We start from the raw sequence: 19883 nt of genomic DNA on the forward strand, positions 1-19883 counted from the left end.
CCCGCCCCCACCAACACGCGGGCTGCGCGGTCAGCCCACCACCGGGATACCACATTCTGCCGGCACCACCGCCTGGGTGCGCCTACACCTGGTTTGGCGACCGTTGTCCTCGCAGGTCAATAGCCGGTCGGACCAAAGGTCGGAACTCAAGGTCGGACCGTAGGTCGGCATTCCCATCAACTACGTGCTGCGGAATCCTGGATGCACGGAGTGATGGCCTTGGATTAGAGCCGCCCGCTGCGCCAATGTCGTTATGACGATGCCGAAACCGCAGACATGAGACGGAGCGTCGAGTTGACGGATACGACTGACACGGACGATCGCACTGGCCGTGCGGAGGAACTCCGTACAGCGCTGGTGGATCGGCTGGTTGCCGACGGAATGATCATTTCTCCGGCCGTGGAGGCGGCGTTCCGGACCGTGCCGCGGCACGCCTTTGTGCCGGCTGGCACGCCGCTGGAGGACGTCTACCACGTCGACCGGTCGGTGGTCACCAAGACGGATGAGCACGGGGCGCATCTGTCGTCGGTGAGTGCCACGTACATCCAGGCCCGGATGATTGAGCAGGCTGAGGTCGGGCCGGGGATGCGGGTGCTGGAGGTCGGCTCGGGCGGCTACAACGCGGCGCTGCTGGCCGAGGTGGTCGGCACCGGCGGTGCGGTGGTCAGCGTGGACATCGACGAGGACATCACGGATCGGGCCACGGCGCTGCTGGCGGCGACCGGGTACGCCGGCAGGGTGCGTGTCCTGCAGGCCGACGCCGCCCACGGCGTGCCAGGTGAGGGCGTGGTCGACCGGATCATCGTCACGGTCGGGGCATGGGACATTCCGCCGGCGCTGCTGTCACACCTGGCCCCGGACGGGGTAATCGTCATACCGCTGCGCATGAACGGCGTGACCCGCACGATCGCGTTCCGCCGCGACGGCGACCATCTGGCCAGCACGTCGACCGAGGTCGCGGGGTTCGTGCCGATGCAAGGTGACAGCGCCCGCCCGGAACGGATCTTCCAGTTGCCCGACCGGGACGGGCATGTCGTCAGCCTACGGTTCGACGCCGGCACACCGGAGGACGTGCACCTGCTCACTGGGGTGCTGGGCACCGAACGGACCGAGGTCTGGTCGGGTGTCACGGTGGCCGGCAGCGAGTCGTTCGCCGACCTGTACTTGTGGTTTGCCGGGTTCCTGCCCGGTTTCTGCCTGCTGAAGGCGGACGAGGGTACCGAGCTAGCGGCCGAGCGCGGCTGGTTTCCGTTCGGGGTGGTGCGCGGCGACTCGTTCGCCTACTTCGCCTTCCGCCGTACCGGCGATGACGCCCGCTCGGAGCTCGGTGCCCGCGCCTACGGGCCGCACGGCAAGGACGCCGCCGCGGCGATGGCGGAGCAGATCCAGGCGTGGGATCAGCACGCCCGGCGCGGACCGGCGCCGACGTTTGCGTACTGGCCGGCCGGCACCAGCCCCGGCGTTGGGTCGGGCGGGATGTCGGCCAACGTCGCAGTGCTGGACAAGACCCATGGCCTGCTCACGATCTCCTGGCCGGCGGCGAGCTAGCCGCCCCTGGCCGGGCGCACCAACCCCTGGTTCGACCAACGCGAGGAGCGTGACGACCGATGACCCTGCTGCTGCACGACCGCGTGACCGTCACCGAACCCACCCCCGTCGGTGAGGACGGCAGCGCCGGAAAGCCGGCGCTGCGGCTGGTACCGCCGACGGCCCCGGTGGCCTCAAGCCCGGCGGCGTTCGCAGCCCCGGACGATGACAGCGACTTCGCGCTCGACATGCGGGTCGTGGAGTCCACCACCCCACTGGTGATCATGATGTGCAGCACGAGCGACGGCTGCGGCCAAAGCTGCAGCACCAGCGCCTGCACGACCAAGGCCAGCGACCCGCTCTAGCCCAGCCCGAGGACCGAGCCCGATGCCAGCTGGCTTGAGTCCCGCAGTCCGGAGTTCGTGCAGATCCTGCCGCCGGCACCCAGCCCGGTGCCGGCGGCAGGGTTCCCCGCGGGTTCGAGGAGGTGTTCGCGCGTGCCAGTGCAGTCCGTCTTCCGGCATTGCGGTGTGGTCGTGGTCCGTGCCACGACGGACCCCGGTGACCTCGACATCCCGTCCCAGCTCGACCTTTCCGACGACGCCACGATGTTGCACGAGGGCTTGGGCTGGCTGGTGAAGACGTGGGCGCGTGCCGACGTCCGCGACGCGCTCGGTCTGGCCAGCCCCGCCTTCGCCGCCCAGCTGGACCGCATCGCCGAACGCCCTGGCCTGACCTCGGCCAAAGACGTCCGACGAGCCGTCCTGTCCCTTGCCGGGTATCTGCTGCGCTGGCAGCGGCGGGCCACCCCGTTCGGGGCGTTCGCCGGCGTCACCGTCGCCGCCATCGGCGCGGGCCGGGCGACGATCGGACGGCAGCACCGCGTGCACGCCCAGGCCGACAGCGAGTGGCTCGCCGCGGTGATCGGCCGCTTGGAGCAGCACCCGCACGTGCGCCGCCGGCTCCTCGTGGTCGCCGACAACACCGGCATCGTGCGCAACGGTCGGTTCATCACGGCCCGCCGGGCCGACCTCGGTTCCGGCAAGGCGGTCCCGCTGCGGGAGGCGTCGGTCCGCTACACCCCGCCAGTGCAAACGGCGCTGACCCTTGCCGCCACACCCGTCCGGTATGACGACCTCGCTCAAACACTGGCGGCCAGCTTCCCGGCGGCCCAGCCAGAACAGCTTCACGCCGTCCTGGACAGCCTGTTGGCCCAAGGCGCGCTCATCAGCAGCCTTCGCCCGTCCATGACCGCCCCCGACGGCCTGACCCACCTCATCGAGACGGTGCTCGCCGCCGACGGCCAGCGGCACGACGACGTTGCCGCGCTCCTGCACAAGCTACAGACGGTGCGGGAGGAACTCGATCGGCACAACCAGTTCGACGATCCGGTGCAGGTGGCCGCGCTCCGAGGGGCTATCGACCGCCGGATGCGTGACGTGGTTCCTGGCAGCCGGCATGTGCTGGCCGTGGACACCCGCCTCGAAGCCCAGATCCGCCTGCCCGAGCAGGTGCTGACCGAGGCTGTCCGTGCCGCGGACGTGCTGCTGCGGGTCTCGACGAAACCGTTCGGGTCAACGGCCTGGCAGGACTACCGCTCCAGATTCCGGGCCCGCTACGGCCAAGGCGCGATCGTCCCGGTCCGGGACCTGGTCGCTGACTCGGGCCTCGGCTACCCCACCGGCTATCTCGGCGCGCCCCGCGCCCACCCGACCTGGCGTGGCATCACCGAACGCGACGCCGTCCTGCTGGCCCTGATCCAGCGGGCCGCGCTCGACGGCCGTGCCGAAATCGTCCTGACCGACGCCGACATCGACGCACTCACCGTGGGCGAGCCGGCAGATGTCGTCCCACCGGCCCGGATCGAGCTCGGCGTCGCCGTCCATGCCGCCTCGCCTGAGGCGCTCGACCGCGGCGACTTCCGGCTCCGGTTCACCGCCGCTCCCGGCGCGCCGACCAGCATGGCGGGCCGGTTCGTCCACCTCTTCGACGGCGAGGAACAGACCCGGCTGGCTACAGCGTGCATCCCGCCGTCCCCGCACGACGGTGCGGTGGCGGTGCAGCTGTCGTTCCCGCCGCGTCGCCCGCACAACGAGAACGTCACCCGCGTCGGCCAGTTCCTGCCCGAGGTGGTCGCGCTCGCCGAGCACCCCACCGGCACCCCGATCAGCCTCGACGACCTTGCCGTCACCGCCGACGCCGACCAGATGTACCTGGTCCAGGTCTCCACCGGCCGGCGGGTGATCCCGTCCATCCCGCACGCGCTCGACACCGTCGTGCAGAGCCCACCCCTCGCACGGTTCCTGGCCGAGGTCGCCGACGCCCGCACCGCCGTGTTCGGCCCCTTCGACGTCGGCGCCGCCCGCGTCATGCCGTACCTGCCGCGCATTCGCTACGGCCGCACCATCCTCGCCCCCGCCAGGTGGCTGCTCTCCGCCGCCGATTTTCCAGGCCGCCCCGGTGACGGCTGGGACGCGGTCCTGGAAGCGTGGCGGCACCGGTGGCGGGTTCCGGCCCGCGTCGTGCTCTGCCACGGCGAGCTGCGCCAGCCGCTCAACCTCGAACACCGGCTCGACCGGACACTGCTACGCACGCGGCTGGCGCAGGCCGCGCGGGTCGAACTGCACGAAGACGCCCAGCCCGAGGAGTGCGGCTGGATCGGCCGGCCGGCGGAGCTGCTGATTCCGATGACCGCGGCATCACCGCCGGCGCGGCCGTTGCCGCACCTCACACCACCCGGCACGCTGCACCTGCCCGGTGACGGCATGGTGGTGCAGGCACGGCTGGCCGGCAACCCGGCGCGGTTCGACGACATCATCCAGCACCTCCCGGCGTACATCGCATCGCTGGGCGACATGGTGCAGCGGTGGTGGATCCGGCGGCAGCGCGACCTGGTCCGTCTCGACGCCGACCAGCATCTCGTCGTCGTGCTACGGCTGACCGCCGCCGATCACTATGCGCCGGTCGCCGCCAGCCTCGCCGCGTTCGCGGCCGGGTTGGCCGCCCGCGGCCTGCCCGGTCACCTGTCGCTGGTGCCCTACCAGGACCATCCCGGCCGCTACGGCCACGCAGCGGCGCTCACCGCCGCCGAGGACGTGTTCACCGACGACACCGGCTGCGTCATCGCCCAGATCACCGCCGCCGCCAGCCTCGACATCCCGGCCCAGGCGCTCGCGGCCGCGTCCATGGCCCGCCTCGCCGCCGCGTTCGCCCCCGACAAGGCGTCGGGCTGGCAGACTCTCCTGCAGTGCCTTCCCCAGCAGACCGGACCCCTCGACCGCGCCCTGCGCGAACAGACCCTCCGCCTGGCCGACCTCTCGCTCCAGCCAAGCACCGTCGCGCCGTTGCCAGCCGTCGAGGAGGCGGTCCTGCGTGCCTGGCAGACCCGCGACATCGCGCTGCGCCAGTACCGGGATGCCGTCGCCGTGCAACGCGACCCGGCCGGGCTCCTGCCGACCCTACTGCGCGATCACCACATCCGGGCGCTCGGCGTCGACCCCACCTTCGAGCACACCACCAACCGGCTCGCCCGCGCCGGCGCACTGCGCGCCCTAGCCCTCACCAGCCAATCGTGAACAGCGCCGCGAACACCGACACGAACGCCGGCCCGGCGGTGCTCGACGGCCCTGACGCAGCCCGCCAGTCCCTGGCCACCGGAACTGCCGGGATCGCCCTGCTCCACCTCGAACATGCCGCCACCGGTGCCGGGCCCTGGGCCGAAGCACACGCACGCATCCGAGCCGCGGCCACCGGCCCGGTCGACGGCGGCCTGCACACCGGCCTCTACTACGGCGCCCCAGCCATCGCGTTCCTGCTGCACCGGGCCGCCGAAACGGAGGAGCGCTACCAGACCGCCGCGGCCACCCTCGACCAGCACGTCCTGCGGCTCGCCCGGCGGCGCCTCACCGCCGCCTTCGCCCGCATCCACCGCGGGAATACCGCCACGCTCGGCGAGTACGACCTGCTCTACGGTCTCACCGGCATCGGCGCCCTGCTCCTGCACCGCACGCCCGGCAGTGATACCTTCGCCGACCTGCTGCGCTACCTCACGCGGCTCACCGAAAACACCGCGCCGCTGGTGCACAACGGGCTGTCGCTGCCCGGATGGTGGGCGGGCCACGACCCAGATCCGATCCTGCCGACACCGGGCGGCCACGCCAACCTCGGGATGGCCCACGGCGCCGCCGGCATCCTCGCACTCCTCGCCCTCGCCATGCGCCACGGCCACGTCGTGGACCACCACACCGAAGCCATCGACCGGGTCACCGATTGGTTCGACCGCTGGCGCCAACACGACACCGACGGCACTGTGTGGTGGCCGCAATGGCTCACCCTCGACGACCTGCGCACCGGGCGACCCCAGCAGCGCGAACCAGGCCGACCGTCCTGGTGCTACGGCACCCCCGGCATCGCCCGCGCCCTGCAACTCGCCGCCATCGCCACCAACGAGCAAACCCGCCGCGCCGAAGCCGAACACACCCTCGCCAGCTGCCTCACCGCCCGACGCCTCGACGAGATCACCGATCCCGGGCTGTGCCACGGCCTCGCCGGCCTCTACCAAACCACGTACCGGGCCGCCGGCGAAGGTCGCAACCCAGCCCTCGACGAACAGCTTCCGATGCTAGCTGCCGCGATCCAGACCGCCGCCGAAGCCCAGCAGTCAGCTCCGGAAGCCGGGCTGTTGACCGGCCGCGCCGGCATCCAGCTGGCCGCCGCGACGGCCCGGCACGACACCACCATGACGGGATGGGACGCATGCCTGCTGATCATCTGACCGCGGACCCGTTGACCAGCGCAGTGCTGCAGGTGCTCGCCGGCGCCCCGCTGGGAACCGCTGCAGCCGACGCCGGGATCGACCCAGCCGACCTCGCCGACGCCGCCGACACCTACCACGAAGCAGGCTGCACTGCGCTGCAGCAGCGCGGCGACCCGCGCTGGTATCAGGTCCGCATCGAGTTCTCCGAGTGGGACACCGCCGAACGCGTCGCGGCCACCCAGCTTGGACCGCAACTCGACCGGCTCCTCGACACCGGCGCGACAAGCGGCTGGTGGTTCCTGCGCAAACATCCCTGCTGGCGCCTGCGCATCGCCAACCCGGACCTGGCCGCCGTCCACCAGGTCCTCGACAGCCTCACCACTACCGGTGCAGCCACCCGCTGGTGGCCCAGCCTCTATGAACCGGAAACCGCCGCGTTCGGCGGACTCGACGGCATCCGGCTCGTCCATGACCTGTTCTGCGCCGACAGCCACGGCGTGCTGCACTACCTGCGCCAACCCCAGCCACCGCTGGGCCGCCGCGAAATCTCTCTCCTGCTCCTCGGTGCCCTGCTGCACGCCGCCGGCCTGGACTGGTTCGAACGCGGCGACGTCTTCGACCGCGTCGCCCAACTGCGTCCCGCCCCCGACACCGACGACCACCGCCTCCCGACCCTCATCGGCCACGTACGCGGACTGCTCGCCGTCGCATCCGACCCGGACAACGCCCTGTTCGGGCCCGGCGGGCCGGCCCACTTCGCCGCGCCCTGGCACACCGCCTACACCACCACCGGACACAACCTCGCCACCGCCGCGGCAGCCGGCACCCTCCACCGCGGCCTGCGAGCCATCACCAGCCACATCGTGATCTTCCACTGGAACCGGCTCGGGCTGTCCGCCGCCACCCAGGGCATCCTCACCCGCGCCGCCCGCGAAGCGTTCCTGCCCCGGAGCTGACCATGAACCCAGTCGCGATCCCACCGACCGTCCACGCCGCCGCCCGCAGATTCCCGCTCCTCGGCCGGCCCCGCCCTGCCTGCCCCGCCCTCACCGACCGGGTCACCGAAGTCGTCGACACCGCCGAAGCGGCAGCCCAGCAGGCCGGGAACGGCATGGCCGAAGCAGCACACGCCCTGAACAAAGCCGCACTCATCGCCAGCGACTGCGGCCTCCCCGACCTCGCCCGCCGATGGTGCTGGCAGCACATCAACGTCTACCGCCGACTCGACACCCTCACCGCACTCCAGGCCGGCTACCTGCTCGAGCCCGTCCTCAACCTCGCCCGCCTGCAGATCCGCGCCCACCACGGCCAGCCCACCCTCGACCTGCTGCACGCGATGTTCCAAGCCGTCGCCACCGGCACCGACCTCATCCTCGACGGACACACCCTGCCGCTGGCCAACCTGCACGGCAACCCCAACGAAATGCGGCAACTGCGCCAATGGACCTGGCTGCAACACCTCAGCGAAGGCATCCGCATCCTCGCCCTCGCCGGACGCTGGGACGACGCCGTCAAACACGCCAACGCGCTCAACGGCGTCGGACTGCACCTCATGGAAGGACGACAGGCGACCGTCATCGCTCACCTGCTCCACGACAATCCCGACGCTGCACACGCCGCCCTTGAAGGCAGCACCGTTACCCAACCCTGGGAACACCAGGTCTACGCATGCCTCGCCGCGATGTGCGCCGAGCGCGCGCTCACCGCACAGCACGTCACCGCCATCGCCGAGCAGTTCCACAGCAACGAATCCGCACCCGGATACATCGTCTACCGAACGCGCCTGGGCCTCACCGCCGCCACCCTGATCAGCGCGTACCACGAGCCCACTGCCCAGGACATCCTGCACCAATTGATCACCGAGGCCCTTGAGACACCCGACGGCTATGCGGCCCGAGACGTCCTCAACCACCACACGAACCTGCGGATCGACCAATCGCAGCACGAGGCCCTGACCCGAGTCGTCACCGACGCTGGCCTCAATGCCAGGGCCATACCCGAACCAGCGCACACCGCTCTTTCCACGGCAGTCTCCACGGCGGAGCACGCGCTCACGGCATCGATCGCATGACGCCTTGTCCACGAACCCGCCCACGGCAATGCCCCGAACTGCTATACCTCGTGCTCACGCCCCAACGTTCCACCTTCCGGTACACCCGGCCACCACATCCGGAACCACGCCGAAGGACAACCTTCGTAACCGACGCCACCGACACGAGCGCAACTGGAATCCGTCACAACACGGCATCCGGACCGATGCAACGGCAACGGCACATCGTTGATCCGTGATCCGCCCGAGCTGGAGTGGCCCGCGGGTTGTGGGCTCATACCGTTCGTGCCCGCTCAGCCTTTACAGGAGCGTCTGTGCAGATCAGGGTGCATCACCTTGCGTTGACCGCCGCGGATCTCGGCCGCAGCAGCGGGTTCTACGACGCTGTGCTTGCTGCGCTTGGCTATCAACGCCACGGCGGTCTCAGCAGCCCCCTCGTCTACGTCGGTGACGGCCCGGACGTGCTGATCTACATCGTTGAAGGCGCCGATGCCGCACCACACCGGCATGGCCGGCCCGGCCTGCAGCACATCGCCCTCGAAGTCGACGAGCCCGGACTGGTCGACGCAGTGTTCCGCACGGTGGTCGACGTCGGCGGGACGGTCGTGCACGAGCCGCGGTTCTACGACTACACGGACGGCTACTACGCCGTCTTCGTCGAGGACCCAGACGGCTCCCGGCTCGAGATCGTCCACATCCCAGCAGGTACAGCATGACCGATCTTGCACAGTCGACGGTGTCCGCCGCCGACCTCCGCGCACGCCTCGCCGACGCGTTGACAGCGGCCGGCTTCGTCACCACGCCCTCGGTCGAGGCCGCAGTGCGGCGGGTGCCGCGGGAGGTGTTCGTCCCCGACGGCACAGACCTGGCCGCCGCGTACGCCAACAACATCGTGGTCACCAAACGCGGTCCGGACGGCAAGACGACCAGTTCGATCTCGGCACCTGGCTGCAGGCGCACATGCTGGAAACCGCCAGGATCCGGCCCGGATCCCGTGTGCTGGAGATCGGGTCCGGCGGTTACAACGCCGCGTTGATCGCCGAGCTCGTCGGCCCCGACGGGAGCGTGGTGAGCGTCGACATCGACCCGCAAGTCGTCGTCCACGCCCGGGCCACGCTCGCCGCAGCCGGATACCAGCAGGTCCGCGTGGTCCACGCCGACGGTGAGTACGGCTACCCCGCCGGCGGCCCGTACGACGCGGTACTCGTCACAGTCGAGGCCAGCGACATCCCACCCGCCTGGACCGAACAACTCGCCCCCGGCGGGGTGCTGGTCGCGCCGGTACGGATGCGGGCCAACACCCGCTGCCTCACCCTCGAACGCGACGGCGACCACCTGGTCGCGACCGCGTCCCTGCAGTGCGGATTCGTGCCGATGCAAGGCGACGGACGGGACCCGACCCGTCGGCTGGCGCTGCGCGGCGAGGACGCCGTCCTCGTCCTGGACGACCCGACGACCGAGGTCGACCTCATTGCCCTCCGAGCGGCCCTCGACGGGCCGCGCCGCGGGGTGTGGTCGCCGGTCACCCTGCCGACGGACGCCTCGTTCGAAGCGCTGCACCTGTGGCTGGCCAGCCAGCCCCGCCCCTATGGCGTGCTCAACATCGACCGCGAACGCACCGCCGGACTGCTCGACCCGCAGGACCGGTTTTTCTGCCCCACCCTGCTCACCCACGGCAGCTTCGCCTACCTGACCATCCGCCGGCACCACGACGCGACCTGGCAATGCGGCGCGCACGGCTTCGGCCCCGACGCCACCGCGCTGACCCGCGACCTGATCGACCTGGTCGCCGCCTGGGACCGGCTGCACCGCGCCGGAATCCGCCCAGCCGTCACCGTGTACCCCGCTGGCGCTGCGCTGCCTGCCACCGAGCAGCTCCGGCTGGTCGTGGCCCGCCGCCACACCCAGATCGTGATCACCTGGCCTGGTGGCAGCCCATGACGACGTTGCTGATCATTCGCCGACTGTGGCTCACCTACGCCCCGGGCAACACCACGGCGATCGCGACCTGGCGGCGGCTCGGCTTCCGCAACCTCCCCGGCGACTACACCGTCGACGGGATGCAGGTGATCACGGACTGCAAGGGTCCGGGCCAGAAACCGTCCCGTCTTCCAGCTTGGCGCTTCCGGACCGGTAGCTCAGCCCGGCATCCCGGATGGAGCCGACACATGACGACAGCCAGTGGCGATCGCCAGGCACTGCGGGATCTCGTCGCCGGGCTGATCCCGGTCGACGAACGAGAAGCCGCCGACCGCGACGACGTCCTCGCCTGGATCGACACCGGCGCCGAACTGTACCGGCGGGTGCCGCCGGACGTGCCAGGAAAACACCTCGTCACCTATTTCCTGCCCTACGACGAGCACACCGATCGCGTGTTCCTCGTCAACCACCGCAAAGCCCGACGGCTGCTCCCGCCGGGCGGGCACGTCGAACCCGCCGAACGACCGTGGGGAACCGTGATGCGGGAAGCCGATGAAGAGCTCGGGGCAGTCGCTCGCCCGCATCCGCTGTGGCCGACTGAGCGGCCGCTGTTCGTCACCGTCACGCAGACCGTCGGCCACCGCTCTCACACAGATGCAACCCTGTGGTTTCCGCTGCTGTTGGCCTCCGACCAGCCGATCACGCCCGATTCGGGCGAGTTCGCAGGCTGGGGCTGGTACCCCCGCGCGGAGGTCATCGCCTGGCCTGCGGAACGCACCGACCCGCACCTGGGCCGATTCCTCGGCAAATTCGGCCGGCTTCGGAACACGGCCGCCGAGGGAGCTGCACATGTCGGCGGGTAGCCCGCGTCCCACCATCCCGTCCGGTGGGCAAGCGCCGTACACGGTGCCGGTCGACCTGCTGCTGCTCTACACACGTGGATCCGAGCTGCTGGTCGGGCTGCGGCAGGGAGGGTTCGCCGCCGGCCAGTGGGACACCCCCAGCGGCAAGCTGGAGCCGGGCGAGCCCCTCGAAGTGGGGATGGCGCGAGAGGCGTTCGAGGAGACCGGGCTGCGGTTGCCGCCCCAGCAGCTGCGGGTCGTGGCGATGACGCACTGGCATCCGCCAGACGGGGTGCCGCGGATCGGGGTGTTCTTCCACCTCGAGGCCGACCCGGCCGTGCACGGCGAGCCGGTCATCACCGAACCGGCCGAGTGCGCGCAGCTGCGGTGGGCACCGCTGCACGCGCTGCCCGCACCGTTGCTGCGGTACACCGAGATCGGCGTCGAGCTGTTCCGGTCAGGCCACCGGTACGCGGCAATGGACTGGCCCCACCGTCCGGGCACTGCCGCAGCTGCTGACAGGGTTGGATGAGGTGCGACGGATCGCCGCGACCGTCGGCGCGGGCGGCGCTGGCAAGACCGTCCTGGCCAACCAGCTCGGTGCCCTACTCGGGCTCCCCGTCACCCATCTGGATGCCCTGCGCTACCGCCAGGACTGGACGGTCGTGCCGGAGGCCGCGTTCGTCGCCGCGCAGCACGCTGTCGTGGCGACGGGGCGGTGGATCATCGACGGGAACTCGACGGCGAGTATGCCGGTCCGGTTCGCCGCCGCGGACAAGATCATTATCCTGGATCTGCCGCCGCTGGTCTGCTTGTGGGGCATCGTCCGGCGCCGGCTGCGCTACCACGGCGGCCGGCACCCCGACGGTGTCCACGACCGGATCACGGTCGCGTTCCTGCGGTATGTGCTCAGGTTCCGCCGCCGGCACGCCCCCGCCGTGCGGGGCTGCATCGCCGAGCACGGCAACCACGCTGTGCTGATCGAGGCCACCAGCCGCCGTCAGGTCAGCCGCCTCATCGCCCGCCTCGGCGGACCGCCCACGGAAACCGGGGCGGCTCAAGGTGGCGGTTGAGCACGGCACCGGACGGCCCACCGGGAACGGTCGGCACCCCGGCCGGATGGACGTGCGGCGACGCGACCGGTTCCCGGCGGAGCTGAAGCCGCAATCGACGCCGCGGTGAAGCCGGTGCCGAACCGTGCCGGTTGGCGTCACGACCTGCGCCTGTTGTGGGCGGCGACCCGGGTCATGTAGGCGTCCTCGGTGGCCTGCATCCGGTAGGTGGCGAACAGCGGGTTGAACGCGCCGGCGCAGCCGAGCAGCAGCGTGTCCGCCACGACGATCACGACCAGACCGACAGTGCCGGGCGGAGCGAGAGGGATCAGGCCCATCCGCACCGCCCGCGCCGCCCCGGTCGCCAGCAGCATCCCGGGCAGCGAGCCGCGGCGCAGCAGCCACGGCACCAGCAGCGATCCGGCGATCCCACCGGCGGAGGGCAGGCCGAGCGCGAGCCCGTACTGCCACGGCGCGAACTGCAGCTCCCGCAGCATCAACACGGTGGTCAGCGGCGATGCGGCCATAATCCCGCCGCCAAAGGTCATCGGTCTCTACCCGGGCCATTGTTGTCAATCAATCAACAGCTCGTACGGTCTGTCGGCGTGAACGGCCCAGCAGGCCCTCACCGAACCAACTAAATCCTCCACGGCGTACTAACTCGACGGCAGTCCGAGCTTATCGAAGAATGCACGGTTGCGCTCTGTGGCGGAGTTAATGAGCCTATCGAAGGAAATAACCTCAATGTATGCTTTCGCAGGCTCATTGAACCCGAAGTATCCAAGGCCGTCATGGGTACGTCGAAGATTAGCGTATTCACACCTACTAACCAGCGTATCGGTAAGGTCAGCCAGGATGTAACAGAACGCTGGCGAATCCTGGGACGCCGGAATTCGCCGTCCCGACGCCGTCAATACGCCGCCATTGCGTACCCGCTTCACGTAGTCGAGCGACTGGAGGATCGGATCCCTGTCCTCCGATGCGTCGTTCCGCATCGGCCTCTTGATCTCGACCACGACGATCGATGGCAACGGCAGGGCCTCACCCTCCGCCGTCAACACGGGTGTGTCAATGAGTCGGGTTGAAAGTATGTCCGGCTCTCTCGTCGAATCGGACCCGGTAATCGGCATGCTCTTGAGCGTCTTGTCGGAAGCAAGGTAGTCGTGGAACGCGAGCCTCTCATCAATAATCCACAGATTCGATGCGTCGGTTCCGATTTCGCCTGAATCCTTGCGCATCGGCATTATTAACGAGTGGATAGCATCCTCTCTGGAGTATCTACCCTGCTCGTTCGCTCTGATGATCTTGAACAGGATGTCGAGAATCACTCGACGTCGGGAAACGTATGCCGCCAGGTCAGACTGATTGATATCCTTTACGACGTCAAGGTACCGGTTTAGTCGTTCCTGGTATTCCTCCAGTGGAGTGGAGCCAGCCTCCGCGAAAACCGCCTGACCCTCGGCGATGGCCTCGGATTCCAGCCTCTGTAGGTTGCGATGCAGTAGAAGTTCAAGATCCTGGTCTTTGACGGACGGATCAACGGTAATTCCGAGCGACTCAAGCCGGGATAGTACGGGACGGTACCGCGGTGCGCGTTTGCTGACGAAATCATTGACGCGCGCCTTGCCCTCATCGCGCGCTGCCGCCAGCGGTTCGGAAAGGAGCCGTTCCACTTCTTGCAACACGGCCGACCGGATGTCTTCGAGTGAAATGTCGTCGTCCAGAGTCGCGCCAACCACGCGTTCGTCAATGTCGAAGGCGGTGCGGTCGGCACGGACGTGTGCGTCAAGATAGTCAGACGATAGATAGCAGACATACGTGAACTCGGCCGAATCCTCGTCCTTCAGGCGACCATAAAGTCCAGGGATCTTACCGGTGAGATTTTCCTCGGTAACGACGCGGCTCGCAGCACACCAGTGCAGCCGGGGTGTGGGATTGCGTGTCGCGGACTTGAGGCAGAGGTTGACCATGTCGAACTTTTTGCCTTTGACGGCGACGGTCGTCGTCGGCAATCCGGAGAAAACGAAGTCCTCCATCAGCCTATTAAGAGAGACGACCTCGTCATCGACGACCACAACTTCTGGAGCTCCGCCAGGTCGGAGGAAGTACCAGATGCAGTGCTCGAACACCTCGCGTGCGATGGCTTCGACGGTCTTCGGCGCGTGCCGCTGGAATTCACTCTTGAAACCATCCAGATGCACAGCCGTCCCCGTGTCGCTGAAGCCGGTCGGTTGCTCGATGTGCTCGACCTCGCGGTCTACCGAGAACCTGAACTGTCGTGTGCGAAGGTCGCCGTCCTCATCGTTGTACGCGCTCCGGATCGAGATCCTGTCGAACGCCTTGAGCCACAGGAGACGGCCCACCCCGCGACAACCCATTTCGGCCTTGTAGTCGCTGTCCAGCATCTCGAATGAGCCCATGTTGTCTGGCGTGAAGCCCACGCCGTTGTCCTCGACCGCGAAGCCGACGATCGGCTTCAGCGCCAGACGGCCAGGACCTGAGGGTCCAAAGTCGAGCTCGTCCTGTCCGCTCCGTTCGATCGTGACCCGAAGGCGTCCCTGCCCGACGTTCGAGCCGAAGCGCACATCGATCGCTTGGAGGCCGTTCACAATGGCTTCTAGCAACGGCAGCAGGGAGTGACTCTTCGGGAGACTCGTGTTCCGAACCCGACCCGCCAGAGACGTGGTGAGCGCCATCATGCCCCCTTTCGATGCGTGGACGCCACAACTCTATCGGCGCCCCGCGGCCTGCATTCGGTGCTACGCCGTCCTCCGCATCAGAGAACGTCGGAGCTCTGCCACACTGCTGCAACCAGGTGGAGCGGCACATCACGGGCTCAGGCCGCAGCATCGCATACCTCGATCTCGATTACTCATCACGGTGCGGAGGCCGTCGCCGGCAGCAACAGCGCAGGCGGCGAGAGAACCATCGCATTGGCGAACAAGCCGCGCAACGCGGCGTGACGGGCGATGTAGCGCCAGCCGACGCCGGCCTCGCGCACCCAGCCGCGCACACCACCGCGTGAGGTGGCGGCGGCTCGGGCTGCTGGCAGGGGCTCGGGGCTGCGCAGGCGGCGGATGTCGACGGCCGAGGCCAGAAAGCTCATCGCGTCGACGCCGATGGTCGCGGTCGTGCCCAGCAGCGTCAGCAGCAGCCCGCTGAGCGGTGCCCCGGCGAACGACGCCGTCCAGAAGGTTGTCTCGAACCGGCTCGCCGCCGTCGCCCGCCACCCGGCCGGCAAGAGCTGTCTGAGGTGCGCGCCGCCGGCCGCGGCGAACACGAGCGACCCCGCGGTCTGCACCGCCGCCACCATTAGCAGCTGCCCGTAGGTGAGCAGTCCGGCGACGGCGGCGACCGGGACGCTGCCCAGCGCCACCCCCCGCAGCAGATCCGCTGCCACCATCACCGGCCGTTTGCGGTGCCGCTCGACCCACGGCGCGAGCGGCACCACGGCGATCGCCGCCACCACCCCGGACACCGCGGCCAGCACCGACACCTGCAGCGCCGACGCGTCCAGAACGAGCACCGCGAGCAGCGGCAGCGCCCCGGCCCCGACCGCGGACCCGGCCTCGCTCACCGCGTACGCGCTCCACAGTCACCGCCAGTCCCGGCGCCATCCACCGTCCGCAGTATCCGTCGACTGGACGGCAGTCGGGTCGTTGAGCCGCCCGATCCTCCGCCCCGTCATGCCGGCTCCCAGCGGCGGATCATGGGCACAGCAGCGCCGCTAGGAACTCCTCGCGGCGCGGGGTCCACCACCACAGCAACCCAGACGCGGAACGGAAGAACCCATCGCACGCGGTATCCCCGCGCTCGTAGCGACGCCGCAGGTGCCAGGTCTCGCAGACCCGCTCCCACCACAGCCGGTCCGCGGCGTCCACGATCGCCGCATCCGCCAGCACACGCCGGGGCCGGTACCCGCGGACGAACGCGCCCACCCGCGGTAGGTCAAGGCCAGACCCAGGCTTGGCCGCGAAGATCAGCGTGGCCGCGCGGACCAGCTCCGCAGCCACAGGGCGCACCCGGAGCAGGTCCCAGTCCAGCACACCGGCCACCGCCCCCGCCTGCCACAGCAAATTGCCGTGCTGGAAGTCCCCATGCGTCCAGCCCGCCGGCCCGCATAGCACACCGCCCGCCGGGCGCCGGCCCGCGACCTCGCGCAGCAGACGCCGCCGCGGCATCTCGGCCGCCACGAAGGCGTCCATCCCATCCCCACCGGCCCGGGACGCGAGGGCGAGGTACCGGGCCACCTGCTCGTCAGCGGCGGCAACCTCGATCACCGGTTCCACCACCGCCGGCGGCACCGGCGGCAGCACCGCGCCGAGCGCGTCGTGGATGTCGGCGAGCAGCGTCCCAAGTCCGGCCGCCTCGGCCAAGGTCAGCTCGGCTCCGGCCCGGCTTTCGCCGGTCAGCCACCTCGCCGCCGTGTACACCGCGTCGGCGCGCTCAACCAGGTGGTCACCGGCGGCGGTCAACAGCGGGGTCGGGACCGGCAGCCCACGGCCGGCCAGAGCCTGACAGGCGGCGGCCTGCCGGCGCGTGGCGGCCGCGTCGACGTCCAGGACCTCCTTCACCGCCGCGGCGCCACCGGCCGCGGTCACCCGCCAGCTGCGGTTCATCGTGCCCGCGGTGAGAGCCTGCACGTCAAGCACCCCGGCCGAAGCCGAACGCCGCCGCCACCTCGGCCAGCACGACAGCCGAGTCCGGCTCGAGATCAGCGGTCGCCACCGGTGCCGGTGCCGGTGAACACGGCGAGCAGCACGCGCCCGGCAACGTCGTCACCATCGGCAGGGCAGTCCAGCGGAAGATGCCGCAACGCATCCGCATACGCCGCCGGGGGCGCCCCGTGCTGCAGACCCAACGTGATCGCCGTGGCAAGGGCGTCGGCGAGCCCGGCCAGCGTCGAACCATGCACCCCGGCGCGAAAATCCACCTGACACAGCGCGCCGTCCGCCGCATGCCCCGTGCTCAACACGCCCCGCTCGCCGCCGATCGTCACATCGACCGTGCAGCCGGCCATCCGCCGTTGACGCGGCCCTGGCAATGTCCCCGACATCGTCACCCCTCGATCCGACAGCGCCGACCGTCGACCGGCCAACGCACCGTAGGCCGTCACACGCGACGCCGGTAGCACCGACACGAGCCAAAATCGAACACATGATCGACACGCCGAGGCAAACAGCCGACACGCTGAGCGGGCGCGGTCGTGTCCTGTCTCACGGAAGGCTGCGAAGGTCAGAGTTAGGTTGCGAGTGATCTTGCGGAGTCCGGACCTACCTTGCGGATGGACGGCGCGTCTCTGCCGACACGCCGGTCGCTCGACTGGTCAGCTCAGCGCCTCCGGCCAGCCGCGCCAAGAATCCGCAAGGTAAGTCTGACCAGATCCCCGCCGCGTCGGTCAGAACTACTTTGCGAGCCGCTGGTCAGCCCATCGGGCTTCCGCAGGGTTCGACTGGAACGGACAGGTCGCCCGATGTGCGTTCGACAGAAGGGCGCCCGATGTCGTCTGCCAGTTGAGCCGAGGCACTGCCATCGGATCTGAGGCACCAAAGCGGCTGGCGGAAGAGCGGGCCCCTGAACTGCGACATCACTCCGGGCAGAACGAGGGTTTGCCCCAGATTCACTGGCAGGCCGAGCTCCCGGCGTCTGCCAGTCGGGTTGAGGCACCGCAGGCCAGAGCCGGGACCGTGCCTCAACTCGGCTGGCAGAAGACTGTGGACGCTCACGGCGTTCCTCTGGCATCGGCTCACGGAATTCCTCCAGGGGACGACGAGCGGGGACCCGGGCAGAGCCGCCACTCGCGCGCTGGAGCGTCCGCTGTGACCTTGCCCCGCCGGCTCCTCGGTGCCGCTCTTTGCACTTGCGCTCGTCGGCCCGAGGCCGCGGATGGCGAGCGACGACCCACGGTCCATGGCGAGCGGCGACCAGGGGAATTGCGTGAGCAGATCACGGCGTGCTGGAGGAATTCCTTGAGCGCTGACAAAGACACCCCGAATTCGCACCAAGTTGGTGGCCGAGGACCCCAGTTGTCCGGTGACAAACGATCTTCCTCATTGCCACTGAATCTTGCTCGACCTTGGGTTTCTGCCACTACGGGTTGCTCGATGCATGTTCGTTGTGCAGGTCGGCGGCCTACCCAACGCGTTTGGCCAGGCAGACCGTCCTGACCACCCCAGGCACGCGAGCCGATCCTGAGCAAGATCCATTGGCGAAGTCCCTTGGGTTACCGACGAGCAGCGGCCTTGACCCGAGACCAGTTCGCCACTCAAGATTCCTCACCCCAGGTCAGGGCACCCGCTCCGAGGACGGTTCGCTGGCATAGGACACCAGTGTCCCGTGACACGCAGGTCGGCCCGTTGACAGCCAATACGGCCCGTTTGGCGACCGTGCCAGCAGAGTCGGCCCAATTCCTGAACATCACGCGTCGTGACCAGCCGATCAGTGCCGCCGTCGCTGCCGGAATGATCGGCACCGTCCCCGTCCAACAAGATTGCGGGCCGACTTCGATGACAATCAGCCGCTTGATCGTTTGCCATCGAAGAAAGCCCGCCCAAGTCAGGGGCGCATAGCCGGGCCGACATGCCTGTCACGGGACACCCAGTTTCAGCTGAAGCCGGGTGGCCGCGATTCGAGCGGCGGCATGCAGCGCTCCCGGCGATCAGCAGGCGACCGTCTCGAAGGCCGACCCAGGTTACTCCAAATTATTGCCACATGGCCCTAACATGGGGGTCATGGATTCCTCCCCGTCCCAACAGGTCGGCTATGTGGCCGCCGCCGATCTATTGCGCACGAAGATCCTCCGCGGCGAGTACCCGCCGGGCAGCCAACTGCCGTCGGAGAAGGACCTGTGCCACGTCGTCGGCTGCGGCCTGGACGCCGTCCGGGACGCGCTCGGGGTGCTCCGCCGTGAGCTGCTCATTACCACGCGTCGCGGCTACCGCTCCCTGGTCTGCGCGCCGCCCGACCGGGCGACCGTCTCACTGGCGCCGGGCGATCGGGTGACCGCGTGGATGCCCATGCGGCCGGAATCGGCGAAGCTCGGCGGCCGGCCCGAGATGCCGGTGCTCATCGTGGCGGGGGCCGATGGCACTACCGTCTGCCATCTTGCCGACCAGGTCGAGCTGATCGCGCCCCCGGCGGCAGCCGCCGGCGATGCTAGCTGATCAATCCACGCGGCCGGTCACGCTGGCGAGCCGCTGCCAGGTGCGTCGCACACCGCCGGCGCACGGCGTTCCCTGCTCAACTGCGGAACGGCCGCCCCTGGCGGGGCGCGGTCCACGTGGCTATTCTGTTGCGCGAGACCGGCATCTTCCCCCGTGGATGCCGGTCTTCTCTGTTCACCCACCACGATGCGGTCGATGATCTACAGGGCCAGCTCGGAGCTGCCAGTAGGACAGCACCCCGAACACGGCGGCGACGGGCACGCTGCCCAGCGCACCGAACCGGACGAGGTCTGCGGCGATCATCACCGGGCGTTTCCGGCGATGCTCTATCCACGGCGCCAGCGGCACCGCCGCGACCGCACTGGCCACGCCCGAGGCTGCCGCAAGCAACGGAACCCGCAGATCCGACACGTGCGGGACCAGCACCGCCAGCAACGGCAGGGCACCGGCGCCGACCGCGCTGCCGAACTCGCCGACCGCATACGCGACCCACAGCCGGCGCAGGTCCGCCCGCCACCCCGCCCACGCCGCCAGCCTCGACGTGCGCATCCCCGGTCACGGCTGTTTGTCACG

18 protein-coding genes are annotated in these 19883 nt (G+C 69.3%); 12 read left to right on the forward strand and 6 right to left on the reverse strand.

Features of this window, described 5'->3' with window-relative positions; translation table 11 throughout:
• The first annotated feature begins 276 nt into the window (after nt 1-276).
• From fxlM (ACGFI8_RS29090) to ACGFI8_RS29140, 11 genes are all read left to right on the forward strand, one after another.
• Entirely contained in the window at nt 277-1548 is a 1272-nt protein-coding gene (gene fxlM / locus ACGFI8_RS29090) for a methyltransferase, FxLD system (RefSeq protein WP_392809687.1), read from the forward strand.
• 59 nt (nt 1549-1607) lie between these two features.
• The gene (fxlA, locus tag ACGFI8_RS29095; protein WP_392809689.1) at nt 1608-1892 is read left to right on the forward strand and encodes an FxLD family lanthipeptide; all 285 of its coding nucleotides are present in this window, start codon (nt 1608-1610) and stop codon (nt 1890-1892) included.
• 132 nt (nt 1893-2024) lie between these two features.
• On the forward strand, nt 2025-5102 hold the full coding sequence (locus ACGFI8_RS29100) for a lantibiotic dehydratase (protein ID WP_392809691.1): 3078 nt from the start codon (nt 2025-2027) through the stop codon (nt 5100-5102).
• The gene (locus tag ACGFI8_RS29105; protein ID WP_392809693.1) at nt 5099-6301 is read left to right on the forward strand and encodes a lanthionine synthetase C family protein; all 1203 of its coding nucleotides are present in this window, start codon (nt 5099-5101) and stop codon (nt 6299-6301) included. Before ACGFI8_RS29100 ends, ACGFI8_RS29105 begins: the two co-directional genes overlap by 4 nt.
• On the forward strand, nt 6283-7239 hold the full coding sequence (locus ACGFI8_RS29110; protein ID WP_392809695.1) for a thiopeptide-type bacteriocin biosynthesis protein: 957 nt from the start codon (nt 6283-6285) through the stop codon (nt 7237-7239). Before ACGFI8_RS29105 ends, ACGFI8_RS29110 begins: the two co-directional genes overlap by 19 nt.
• Nucleotides 7240-7241: 2 nt before the next feature.
• A complete protein-coding gene (locus ACGFI8_RS29115; RefSeq protein WP_392809697.1) occupies nt 7242-8354 on the forward strand; it encodes a hypothetical protein in 1113 nt (370 codons plus the stop codon).
• A gap of 293 nt (nt 8355-8647) precedes the next feature.
• Nucleotides 8648-9049 (forward strand): VOC family protein, encoded by a 402-nt coding sequence (locus tag ACGFI8_RS29120; RefSeq protein WP_392809699.1) that lies wholly within the window; start codon nt 8648-8650, stop codon nt 9047-9049.
• A gap of 280 nt (nt 9050-9329) precedes the next feature.
• The gene (fxlM, locus tag ACGFI8_RS29125; protein ID WP_392809700.1) at nt 9330-10274 is read left to right on the forward strand and encodes a methyltransferase, FxLD system; all 945 of its coding nucleotides are present in this window, start codon (nt 9330-9332) and stop codon (nt 10272-10274) included.
• Entirely contained in the window at nt 10271-11116 is an 846-nt protein-coding gene (locus ACGFI8_RS29130) for an NUDIX domain-containing protein (RefSeq protein WP_392809702.1), read from the forward strand. The genes fxlM (ACGFI8_RS29125) and ACGFI8_RS29130 overlap by 4 nt, the downstream gene beginning before the upstream one ends.
• A complete protein-coding gene (locus tag ACGFI8_RS29135; RefSeq protein WP_392809703.1) occupies nt 11103-11627 on the forward strand; it encodes an NUDIX domain-containing protein in 525 nt (174 codons plus the stop codon). Before ACGFI8_RS29130 ends, ACGFI8_RS29135 begins: the two co-directional genes overlap by 14 nt.
• A gap of 1 nt (nt 11628) precedes the next feature.
• Nucleotides 11629-12168, forward strand: a complete 540-nt coding sequence (locus tag ACGFI8_RS29140; protein ID WP_392809704.1) for a topology modulation protein — start codon at nt 11629-11631, stop codon at nt 12166-12168.
• 137 nt (nt 12169-12305) lie between these two features.
• On the opposite strand, the gene ACGFI8_RS29145 is transcribed toward ACGFI8_RS29140, so the two are convergent.
• The 5 genes from ACGFI8_RS29145 to ACGFI8_RS29165 all read right to left on the reverse strand — a co-directional run bounded on the left by ACGFI8_RS29145 (nt 12306) and on the right by ACGFI8_RS29165 (nt 17209).
• Entirely contained in the window at nt 12306-12674 is a 369-nt protein-coding gene (locus ACGFI8_RS29145; protein ID WP_392809706.1) for a hypothetical protein, read from the reverse strand.
• Nucleotides 12675-12803: 129 nt separating this feature from the next.
• Nucleotides 12804-14843 (reverse strand): ATP-binding protein, encoded by a 2040-nt coding sequence (locus ACGFI8_RS29150; RefSeq protein WP_392809707.1) that lies wholly within the window; start codon nt 14841-14843, stop codon nt 12804-12806.
• 179 nt (nt 14844-15022) lie between these two features.
• Nucleotides 15023-15742: an MFS transporter gene (locus ACGFI8_RS29155; RefSeq protein ID WP_392809934.1), complete on the reverse strand. Its 720-nt coding sequence runs from the start codon at nt 15740-15742 to the stop codon at nt 15023-15025.
• 112 nt (nt 15743-15854) lie between these two features.
• Nucleotides 15855-16790, reverse strand: a complete 936-nt coding sequence (locus ACGFI8_RS29160; protein ID WP_392809709.1) for a phosphotransferase — start codon at nt 16788-16790, stop codon at nt 15855-15857.
• Between the two features lie 71 nt (nt 16791-16861).
• Nucleotides 16862-17209, reverse strand: coding sequence for a hypothetical protein (locus ACGFI8_RS29165; RefSeq protein WP_392809711.1), 348 nt, complete (start codon nt 17207-17209; stop codon nt 16862-16864).
• Nucleotides 17210-18878: 1669 nt separating this feature from the next.
• Between ACGFI8_RS29165 and ACGFI8_RS29170 the strand changes: the two genes are divergently transcribed.
• Nucleotides 18879-19310 (forward strand): winged helix-turn-helix domain-containing protein, encoded by a 432-nt coding sequence (locus tag ACGFI8_RS29170; protein ID WP_392809713.1) that lies wholly within the window; start codon nt 18879-18881, stop codon nt 19308-19310.
• A 174-nt stretch (nt 19311-19484) separates the two neighbouring features.
• On the opposite strand, the gene ACGFI8_RS29175 is transcribed toward ACGFI8_RS29170, so the two are convergent.
• Nucleotides 19485-19859 (reverse strand): hypothetical protein, encoded by a 375-nt coding sequence (locus tag ACGFI8_RS29175; RefSeq protein ID WP_392809715.1) that lies wholly within the window; start codon nt 19857-19859, stop codon nt 19485-19487.
• Nucleotides 19860-19883: the final 24 nt, after the last annotated feature.

This window comes from Dactylosporangium sp. NPDC048998 (genome assembly GCF_043197855.1).
Lineage (GTDB): Bacteria > Actinomycetota > Actinomycetes > Mycobacteriales > Micromonosporaceae > Dactylosporangium.